The organism is Pseudoselenomonas ruminis, assembly GCF_008271295.1.
In the GTDB taxonomy this organism is placed as follows: Bacteria; Bacillota; Negativicutes; order Selenomonadales; family Selenomonadaceae; genus Selenomonas_A; species Selenomonas_A ruminis.
This window is the reverse complement of sequence record NZ_VTOY01000028.1, coordinates 1-9,893: the sequence shown is the minus strand read 5'-3', so window position 1 is coordinate 9,893 and position 9,893 is coordinate 1. Positions and strand designations below refer to the sequence as shown.

Below are 9,893 nucleotides of genomic sequence, written 5' to 3'. Positions count from 1 at the left end.
GTTTGTTTCTGTCAAGAACTTTTTAAATTCTTTTTAAAAACTTTTCGAAAGAACATTATTTCAATCCCTTGCCAATCAAGGCTTGGTGATTAATTTGTTCCGCCGTATCTCTCAGCGACTTGTATTATGATACACGGATTTATCTGATATGTCAACACCTTTTTAAAAATTCTTTTAGCAGGTAGCAAAGAAGTACTACCACGATGGAAAACAAGTACTCCGTTACCGAACCGACTTTGAACAGTTTTATGCCAATTTTCTGCCAGGGCGTAATGAATGGCACCTTGCCACAGACGGCATCTTCTATTATATGAAGCAATGCGCCCACACAGAAAAAGACTCCAATCATTCCCATGTCAGTAAAGGATTCCATGCCGCCCTTCATCATCCGCAGCTGCAGCCCCAATAGCAGAATGTATAACATCGGCCAATGCGACCAGCCGCGATGACGGCAGCGCCAGCTCCAATAGTGGCTGCCGGGATTCCCTTCTATTTTATCCGGCAGCACGGCACCGGCCATGCTATACAGCGCCGCCAGGGGATTTTCCGTTATCGCATAGACGATGACGCCGGTTATGATTTCATGATTGACCCATTTCATTATTTTTCCTCATATTACGAACAGTTATTCCTTTTGTTATTTTAGCATATGTGTTCGCCGATTAACAGTTCTTTTTTCTTTTTTTGCTCCCATTTGCCCCTTATAGTATAATAGGGATGATTCTAATGAGGAGATAATATATTTATGGATGATTACACTTGGAAACGCCGGCTGCGGCAAAGACGCCGCCGCCAGCGCCGTCACCTCTTTTTATTTATTCTATTGATTGCTTCGCTGGTCAGCATGACGGTCTGGTATGCGTTCTTTTATACACGAACGCCAGAATATGCCCTGAAGCAGCTATCCACCGCCATCGAAGACCGGAATACCGACGCCTTCAAAAAATACGTGAATATGGATGTCTTATCCTCCCGCGCGTATGATGACCTCACCGTAGATTTGTTTGCTTACGATTCTACGCTGACGCCGAAAAGCAAGGTCATGTTCGAAAAGTTCTATATCATGATTAAGCCGCAGCTTTCCATGGGGCTCGAAAACGCCGCTCTTACCCGCATCGAAACGGGAGCCTGGAACCTGCCTGACGGCACGGATATCCTGAAGGGCCGCCAGCTTGGTATTGACTTTGAACGCTTTATCGAGCGCAGCCAGCTTCGCAATACCACATTTGTCAGCATTGGCAATATCGAGCACGATGGCAGTACCGCCACCGCGGAATTAAACATTTTGGAGGACTACACCCAGACGCCATTTACCCTCCAGCTTGTCATGGAACAGGCTGAAGACGGCCACTGGCAGGTTTCCTATATCAAGAATTATAAGGAATACCTTGATTTGATTGCTCCGCTGCAAAACTCCGACATCGCCAGCTACATCGATAACACGCAGGGCATTGTCGACGAATACAACGGCATCTTCGAAGAGTATCAGCGGCGGTTCCGTCAATTGACGGCAACGAGCAGCGGCCAGCTGTCGGCAGCGCAGCGCAAGAAAATCGCCGCCCTGCTCGAGAACGAAGTCATTCCCGCACTGAAAAAGCGCCAGCAGAAACTCGACGAAGTCGATATTCCTGCCGGTGCCCAGTACCTGGCCCGTCAACGCCAGCATTCCACCGAAACTACCATCAAGGCATGGCAGCACTTCATTAAAGGCTGCCGCGACAACAGTCAGGCCGAATTCTCCACGGCAGAGACCCTGCACAAGCAGGAACTGGCCATTGACCTTCGCGTCCAGGATATCATCCGCCACACGGCCATCAGCAAAAACATCCCGAACCTGCCATAAAAAAGATTTTACATTACAACTTTACAACTGTTTCTTGAAAAATCTGCCGTCAGTTAGTACAATGTAAGTAGAAGAAGCATTTATTCTAGCATTGCAAGAAGGCAGGTAAGAACTATGACTAAGCAACAACAGAAACTTATCGCGCCCATTTCCGGCAAGGTATTCGACCTTGCCACCGTACCTGACCCAGTCTTCTCCGAAAAACTCACTGGTGACGGATTGGCTATCTTAAATGACAGCGACACGGTATTGTCACCCTGTGACGGAGAAATCTCTTTATTCTTTGACACCAAGCACGCCTTTGCCATTACGCGTGCAGACGGCGTACAGATTCTGGTCCATATCGGCCTTGACACCGTCATCATGAATGGCGAGGGAATTACCCAGCTGCATCGGCGCGGCGACCATGTCCAAGCCGACGAACCGATTTTAAAACTCGATTTGCCGCTGCTGCAAAAGCGGAAAATCAATCTGATTTCGCCAATACTCATCGTCAATTATGACACGGTACGCCACCTGACTCCGGCTGCACCAGACAAGCTGGTGACTGCGGGAACGGACATCATCCTGACTTATGAAAAATGACCACACAAAAAGGCTTCCAGCGCAGGAAGCCTTTTTGTGTGGTCATTTATTTACCCATTTTCTGAAGCCGCGTTTTTTCCCAATATTCGCCCATCGACTGTCCCGGCTGGTCCGTTACATCCTCCGCCAGGTAATCGCCTAAACCATAGTCTGCGGGGACAAAGCTTCTGGCTTCCGCCTCGCTGGCAAATTCCACTTCGGCATACCAAAATTCCGTTGGCAGGCCCGCGTCGACATGGTTGACCTCCAACGCAAGGCCACCTGGCAGTTCATACGTCCGCCGTACTTTTCCGATAAGCGGCTCACCGATGAGGTCTTCAATCTCACGGAATTTCTCCACAGGAATCGGAAATTCCACTTCTTTGCGCGACAGACGTCCCTTTGACTTGAAACAAAGAATGAACTCATCCTGCAAAGGCTTTTGCGCGCTGCGTGAACACGTCGTTTCCTCTTCGCGGATGCGAACCGTCGGGCGTACCGATACATAGCCCTGGCGCATCTTCTGTTCAAAGGCAAGCTTATCAGCCAAGACTTCGGGCCAGCCCGTCACCATCCATTTGCGTTCAATTTCAATAGGTGCCATAACGATTCTCCTTCACTGCTGCAAATATGCATTGATTTCTTTTTGTAATTTATTGAGGGCATTGTTGAACGGCACGATGCCCGCGATGATTTTCTGTATCTCCGTATCGGCCATCAGCATGGCTTCGTCATAACCTTTGAACTTCGGCCGCATGACTGCCTTGTCCATGACTTCACTTACCACCCGCAGGTCCATTTCCTCACACCCCGGCGCATTGGCGGCAAATAATTCCTGCGACTCCTTGGATTCCACGACATCGCGGCGCACCGGCAGGCCCTGGGTCTTCGTCAGCATCATCTGCTGAATCTCTGGCCGATAGCAGATATCCTTCAAGAGCTGCCAAGCCAATTCCTTGTGCCGGGAATTGGCATTGACCCCCATCAGCATCGTTTGCAGATTGGAGACATTGTCGCCGGACGGTCCGGCCGGCAGCTTGATGCAGTCCCACTCGAAGGAACTGTATTTCTTGATGCGCCAGGGATAAGGTTTATAGGTGCGATACTCGGCAAAGGTAAATGGCCGGAAGGCCACGCGGCCCATGTCAAAATCCTTGGCGGTGACTTCACGCCCCCGCTGCGCATCGTGAAGCTTTATCATGAACTGCATGGCTTCCTCCACGCGATGATCCGCAAAGTAGGAGGCCCGCCCGTCATCGCGGAAAAGCTTCACGCCATTGGTTACCGCCGCCAGTTTCCAATCGTAGTCGTAGACGCCGAACTGGTCCAGAACGCCATCGCCGTCTTTATCCTTGGTCACGCGGCGGCAGATTTCCAAGAACTCCTGCCAGGTCCAATCGTTTTTCGGAATCGCAATCCCTTCCCGGGCCAGCAGTGTCTTATTGACAAACATCAGCGTCGGCACACTGGCGACGGGCAAGCCATAAACGCGCTCGTCATAACGGCCATAATTGAGCGCCGCCGGATAATAGGCCGTCCAGGAAAAGTCCTTATCCTGATTTCCGTAATTCGTCAAATCCTGAAGTGCGCCCATCGAGGCATACATATTGAAATCATCACCGGGAACGATGAACACATCTGGCGCTTCGCCGGCCAGCATTTTTTCTGCCAGCCACTCCGAATAATCTTCCTTTTTGATGCCGCTGACATAGGTCACCTTGACGCCCGGATGTTCCTGTTCAAATATCTTGATAACCTCGTCGATTACCGCATAAGAATCCCCGTCAGGAACGCCCCAATTGCTGCCGGCGAAGACGCCCACCTTCAGCTCATCGGGCTCCTGCCGCTGGTATATCAGGACACTGGCTATCAAAAATACCGCCAGCATAACCAACGCGAGCTGGCGTTTTATATCCCTTCTCATCAGCAGTCCACCTCAGCTGCCGCCAGTCCCGTCTGCACCGCCCAGATTGCCAGCTGAGTGCGATCGCGGAGGTCCAGTTTGGAAAGCGCATTGGAAAGGCCATTGCGCACCGTTCCTTCCGACAGGCTGAGCCGTTCGGCAATTTCCTTGTTGGAAAGGCCGTGCCCCACGAGATGCGCGATATTGCGCTCGGTCCGCGTGAGATTTTCTCCGCCGATTGGCTTGGCCTCCACGGCCAAATTATTCTGCGCCATTTGGTTAAAGAGTTTTACCACCTTGGCTACTACGCCGGGGTTAATCATCGCGCCGCCACTGACCACTGTGCGAATCGCATTGGTGAGGTCCGGCACCGATACACCTTTGAGCAGATAGCCACTGGCTCCATACTTCAAGGCATTATAAACATATTCATCGTCATCAAAGGTCGTCAGAATCACGATTTTGACCTGCGGATAGAGTTCCTTGACGAGTTTCGTCGCCTTGACGCCATCGATTTCCGGCATGCGGACGTCCATCAGGATGACATCCGGCTGGCTTTCTTTCAGCATTTCCATCAGCTGCCGCCCATTTTCCGCCAGACCGATGACCTTCATATCCATATTCTGGTCCAAGACGATTTTGAGACTCTCCCGGATGAGGTCCTGGTCGTCAGCAATCATCACATTTATCATTTGTCATCCTCCTGTCTGTTCCCAGCGGGAATCGTCGCTTCTAAGGTAAAGCCGTTGTCACTCCAATAGCGCAGCCGCCCATGGAGGAGCCCCAAGCGTTCCTTCATGTGGCGCAGCCCAAACCCCGGGTCGACTTCACTGCAGCCAATGCCGTTGTCGGCAATGATGATGTAGTTGCGCCCGGGCTCCGTGCCAATCGTGACAATCGCCTCGGTCGCATGACCATGCTGATTGGCATTGGTAATGCCCTCCTGCACTACGCGGTAGATGACCTCTTCCTCATCTTCGCGCAAATTGTCCGGCCAGCCCAGGGCAATGACCTTTATCTTCATATTGGAGGATTCGGCAAATTCGGCCACCATGCGGGCAATGGCATGGCGAAGCGGCAGTTTCTCCAAATCGTCCGGACGGAGTTTCTTGACCGAACGGCGGACATCAACAATTCCGCGCCGCGCCGTTTCCCGGATTTTGGCCAGCTGTTTCTTGGCCGCCTCTGGCGCTGCATCGACCAAAATGATGCAGGCATCCAGCCCGGCCGCGATTCCCGTCAAGGCATGACCAAGCGTATCGTGAATCTCCCGGGCCAGGCGGTTGCGCTCGCGGGTCTCGGCCATGCGCTCGGCCTCAATTGCATAGGCACGCAGGCGCTTATTCGCATCGCCAAGCTGCTTGTTCAGGCTGGCAATGCGCTCTTTTTCCTGATGCTTGCTCTGAACGAGCAAAACCAGATACAGGACAAACAGGATGATATTTACCGACACGAAACCATTCTTTACCGCCACGAGAATGGCCTGTACCGAAGACTTATAATACGAAACATAAGCATCAAACGGAGCAACGTGCCCCTGGAAAACCGCCATATTATAGTTGGCGATGAAATACAGGCCAAACATGGCACCTAACAAAAGCCAGCTCTGGTTCTTGCCTTGATAGCGGTGCATGAGGTCAGCCACCACCAGCAGCACCACGCCGTCATAGGCAAGGTTCAGGCTGCGCATCACGAGCAGGCAGGCCGAAATCTCGGCGAGGAACACAAAATAGCGCATGGTATCGGTCAGCGTATCCCGCCGGTAAAGATGTCCCAGGCCGACGAGGAGCAAAAAAGACCCCATCGAAAGGGCAAAACATTCCCCGGCCGGCATCGGCACAATCGGCAAGGTTTCCAAAAACGACCGCGCCGACATGCTCTTGATGATTTTCTCCTGGGTAATGCTCATAAAGCCTGCCATGAGAAAGACCACCAGGCCGTTATAAATCCCCAGCAAGCGGTAAAGGCTGGCAATCCGCGCCTGCTCCCGCATCACTTCAAAATCCACTTTCATCAGTTCCAGCCCTCCTTGCCGCCTGCCAGCAGAATATCACGGGTCAAAAGCTGGGTTGGCAGCTGGATGACGCGCGGGACGCTTTCACCGGCCAGAAGCCGGTACGCCTGCTCGGCCGCCTGTTTGCCAATCTGCCGTGGCGACTGCTCGGCCGTCGCAGTCATGTGACCCTGCAAAATCATTTCCTTCGTCTCAGGGACGCCATCGACGCCATAGACCTTGACCGTGCCAATGCGGTTGGCATTCTGCAAGGCCGCCAGCGCGCCCATAGCCGCCGGGTCATTCAGTGCCATGACAATTGACACCTGCGGATGGCGTTCCAGTATCCGTTTCATCGCCGGCATTGCAATTTCCAGCTGGCCCAGGCATTCTTCCTCATCGACGATGGTAAATGCCGGATTACTTGCTATCGTATCACGGAAACCCTGAATACGTTCAACGGAGGAGTGCGCTTCCGTGTGCTTTAGCAGGGCAATCTGGCCGCCGGGGTTATTGGCAATGACATGCTGGGCACATTGGACGCCAGCCATATAGTTGTCTGACATAACTGTGCAGGCCACATATTTTTCATCCTGCACACTTGTATCGATAGCGATGACCGGCACATGCGCGGCATACGCTTCCTCAAGAGCCGGCTCAATCCGCTGCCAGTCGACAGGATTGATGAAAATGACCTCGACGCCTTCCGCAATCAGTTCCTTGATTTCTTCTCGCTGGCGGTCGACCGACAGTGCCGGGTCCCGGGAAATCAAAACATCGCCGTGGTTTTCGACCACCGTGCGGATTTCTTCATCGACGACTTCGTAAAAGGGATTGTTCAAGGTCATATAAACCGCTCCCAACTTGCGCCGCTGCTCATTCTGCCGCACGGACAAATCCCCCTGGGCCATATGCAGCAGACTCAGAAGAAACAGCCCCACGCTCATTGCTCCCACCAATGCCCAGAAATACCTCTCCCGCACGTCCATCATACTCCGCCTTTCTCGTTCATTTGATTCCAATTATAGCATAAAATGAGCATACAAAAAGAGCCTCGCCCAAAAACGAAGCTCTTTCTGTTGGGATTGTATTACATAATGGAATACGTGATTTTTTTATGCAAAGAGGCCAATGGCATAGCCAACAATGCCGAGAGCGAAGAGGCCGAGGATGATGACCAGCGGATTGACGCCTTTTTTGAGGAGCCACATGCAGGCAAACGTCATCAGCATCGGTACGATGCCAGGCATCAGCGAATCGAGCAGGCTCTGAACCGTCGTAACGACCTGTTCTCCCTGGCTGTTCGTGTAGGAAGACAGCACCATCGGCATGTTGACGGTCGTCCATTTGGCTACGAGAGCGCCCATGACGAGCAGACCGAGAACGGAGGAACCTTCCGTGAGGTAACGCATGCGGTTGCCGCCGACCTCATTGACGAGTTCCGTACCTTTATCATAGCCGTACATTACGCCGTACCAGTTGGTGAGAAGACGAATGACGTTGAATGCTACGAAGAAAATCAGCGGGCCGACGATGCTGCCCGTCAGCGCGATACCAGCACCGAGAGCGGCCAGAACCGGACGAAGCGTGCCCCAGAAAATCGGGTCACCGACACCAGCCAGCGGTCCGATAAGACCGACTTTGACACCGGAGAGGGTATCCTCACCAATCTCTGCGCCGTTGGCTTTTTTCTCTTCCATAGCGGCGATAATGCCCATGATCGGCGTAGCCAGGAACGGCTGCGTGTTGAAGAATTCGAGATGACGTTTGAGCGAGCGTTTATACTCCTCCGGGTCATCTTTGTAGAGCTTTTTGAGTGCCGGGATAAGCGACACGCAGAAGCCGATTGCCTGCATACGCTCGAAGTTGAAGGAGCCGAGCAGGAAGTTTGAACGGATAAAAATCGATACGAGATCGCCTTTGCTAAGTTTCTTTTCCATGACTGTTCCTCCCCCTTACATCAGTTCCGAATCATCGATGTCATCAAGACCATCACCACTGCCTGTGCTGCCAGCAGCTGCTGCATTCAGCTCACGCTGAAGTCCACGGATGTGGAAGTATGCGCAGATGAGACCGATAGCACCGAAGCCAATCAGGTTGACGTTCGTGAATACGGCAATGAGGAAACCGAGGAAGAAGTACGGCATGAGCGATTTGGCGTTCATCATGTTGATGACCATCGCATAACCTACGACGACGATGAAACCGCCGGAAACCTGCAGGCCGCGCGTGATGACTTCCGGAATGGAAGCGAGCATAGCGTTGACCGTATCCGTACCAGCAACAGCTGCGACGATAGCAGCCGGAACAGCTACGCGGATACCCTGAAGCAGCAGACCGCCGATATGGCACATCTCAATGCCAAAAGCGTTGCCCTCAAGAGCGAATTTATCAGCCAGATGCTGGAAGAAAACGGTAATCGTACGAACGAAAATCGTGAGTACCTGGCCAGCAGCAGCGAGTGGTACAGCCAGTGCGATACCAGCACCGATGCTCTGATGTCCGACGATGACGAGAATTGCGGAAACGACCGATGCCAGTGCTGCATCCGGTGCCATAGCTGCACCGACGTTCATCCAGCCCAGCGCCAGCATTTCAAGCGTACCGCCAAGAATAATACCGGTAGTAATATCACCAAGAACGAGACCAACCAGCGTGCAGGCAACCAGCGGACGGTGGAACTGGCACTCATCCAGTACGCTTCCCATGCCGGCTACCGCTGCGACAACAATCAGTAAAATAAACTGTATGGTAGTCATAACGTATAAACACCCCTATCTTTTCTTTTGCTTCCCCAACCGGTCAAAAAATCCCCAACCGACCAGTTCTTTTCTAAAATCGATAAATAATTGCGGTGGCTTATGCCATGCCTTTTGCTTTGAGAGCTTCCATCAGGTTGCCCTTTGGCTCATTGGCCAGTTTGCGGATTTCGACTTCGATGCCCATATCCTGCAGTTCGAGCAATGCCTTGACATCGTCCGGATTGACCGCAACAGCGCTGGAAATGAGCGTGTCACCATCTTTGTACGTCATGCCGCCGAGATTGACGGATTTGAACGGGATACCGCCTTTCACAGCACGGACTACATCAGCCGGCTTCGTGAACAGGAACAGCGTCTTGAAGGCGTCGTATTTCGGGTTTTTGTAAGCCTCGCAAGCTTTTTCAACCGGTACGACGTAAGCTTTGATACCCGGCGGAGCTACCTGCAGCAGCAGCTTCTTGCGCATCTCATCTTTGGCGACTTCATCACTGCAGCACATGATGCGGTTGCAGCCCGTTACCTTCGTCCAGACCGTAGCCACCTGGCCGTGAATCAGCCGGTCATCGATTCGGCAAAATGCGATTTCCATATGTCATTCCCCTTTCGGAAAACCTGCTGTCACTACCAAAATCCCCTATCGTAGCAACAGCGTTAAACTTATAATTTTTCTGACAGTAATTATAATAATAGAAAACACGGTCAAAGTCAGCTGAACTCTGTCACTACTTTCAATTGTTTCATATGACATTTGTCATAAAATCCCTTTTCCCTCAACAAATTACAGTTTATCGGTTAGTGGAACCTTATTCGAAGCAGCTCTTCGCCACC

General features: G+C 52.0%; 11 protein-coding genes. 2 read left to right on the top strand and 9 right to left on the bottom strand.

Features of this window, described 5'->3' with window-relative positions:
• Window positions 1-151 precede the first annotated feature (151 nt).
• The gene (locus FZ040_RS13735; RefSeq protein WP_149172522.1) at window positions 152-601 is read right to left on the bottom strand and encodes a metal-dependent hydrolase; all 450 of its coding nucleotides are present in this window, start codon (window positions 599-601) and stop codon (window positions 152-154) included.
• Between the two features lie 144 nt (window positions 602-745).
• Here FZ040_RS13735 and FZ040_RS13730 point away from each other — a divergent pair, with 144 nt between their 5' ends.
• Together FZ040_RS13730 and FZ040_RS13725 are read left to right on the top strand one after the other, a co-directional pair.
• Complete coding sequence (locus tag FZ040_RS13730) at window positions 746-1,843, top strand: hypothetical protein (RefSeq protein WP_149172521.1); 1,098 nt, start codon at window positions 746-748, stop codon at window positions 1,841-1,843.
• Window positions 1,844-1,957: 114 nt separating this feature from the next.
• Complete coding sequence (locus FZ040_RS13725) at window positions 1,958-2,428, top strand: PTS sugar transporter subunit IIA (protein ID WP_149172520.1); 471 nt, start codon at window positions 1,958-1,960, stop codon at window positions 2,426-2,428.
• 46 nt (window positions 2,429-2,474) lie between these two features.
• Here the strand turns inward: FZ040_RS13725 and FZ040_RS13720 are convergent, their stop codons facing one another.
• The 8 genes from FZ040_RS13720 to FZ040_RS13685 all read right to left on the bottom strand — a co-directional run bounded on the left by FZ040_RS13720 (window position 2,475) and on the right by FZ040_RS13685 (window position 9,654).
• Window positions 2,475-3,011, bottom strand: a complete 537-nt coding sequence (locus FZ040_RS13720) for a CYTH domain-containing protein (protein WP_222930970.1) — start codon at window positions 3,009-3,011, stop codon at window positions 2,475-2,477.
• A gap of 12 nt (window positions 3,012-3,023) precedes the next feature.
• A complete protein-coding gene (locus FZ040_RS13715; RefSeq protein ID WP_255448913.1) occupies window positions 3,024-4,331 on the bottom strand; it encodes an ABC transporter substrate-binding protein in 1,308 nt (435 codons plus the stop codon).
• Complete coding sequence (locus tag FZ040_RS13710) at window positions 4,331-5,002, bottom strand: response regulator transcription factor (protein WP_149172519.1); 672 nt, start codon at window positions 5,000-5,002, stop codon at window positions 4,331-4,333. Before FZ040_RS13710 ends, FZ040_RS13715 begins: the two co-directional genes overlap by 1 nt.
• Window positions 4,999-6,324 carry a sensor histidine kinase gene (locus FZ040_RS13705; protein ID WP_255448912.1) on the bottom strand — a complete coding sequence of 442 codons (1,326 nt, stop codon included), beginning with the start codon at window positions 6,322-6,324 and terminating at the stop codon, window positions 4,999-5,001. The genes FZ040_RS13710 and FZ040_RS13705 overlap by 4 nt, the downstream gene beginning before the upstream one ends.
• Window positions 6,324-7,295 (bottom strand): sugar ABC transporter substrate-binding protein, encoded by a 972-nt coding sequence (locus FZ040_RS13700; protein ID WP_255448911.1) that lies wholly within the window; start codon window positions 7,293-7,295, stop codon window positions 6,324-6,326. The genes FZ040_RS13705 and FZ040_RS13700 overlap by 1 nt, the downstream gene beginning before the upstream one ends.
• A gap of 123 nt (window positions 7,296-7,418) precedes the next feature.
• Window positions 7,419-8,243 carry a PTS mannose transporter subunit IID gene (gene manZ, locus FZ040_RS13695; RefSeq protein WP_149172518.1) on the bottom strand — a complete coding sequence of 275 codons (825 nt, stop codon included), beginning with the start codon at window positions 8,241-8,243 and terminating at the stop codon, window positions 7,419-7,421.
• A 15-nt stretch (window positions 8,244-8,258) separates the two neighbouring features.
• Window positions 8,259-9,062: a PTS mannose/fructose/sorbose transporter subunit IIC gene (locus FZ040_RS13690; RefSeq protein WP_033171231.1), complete on the bottom strand. Its 804-nt coding sequence runs from the start codon at window positions 9,060-9,062 to the stop codon at window positions 8,259-8,261.
• Between the two features lie 100 nt (window positions 9,063-9,162).
• Window positions 9,163-9,654: a PTS sugar transporter subunit IIB gene (locus FZ040_RS13685; protein WP_149172517.1), complete on the bottom strand. Its 492-nt coding sequence runs from the start codon at window positions 9,652-9,654 to the stop codon at window positions 9,163-9,165.
• Between the last annotated feature and the right edge of the window lie 239 nt (window positions 9,655-9,893).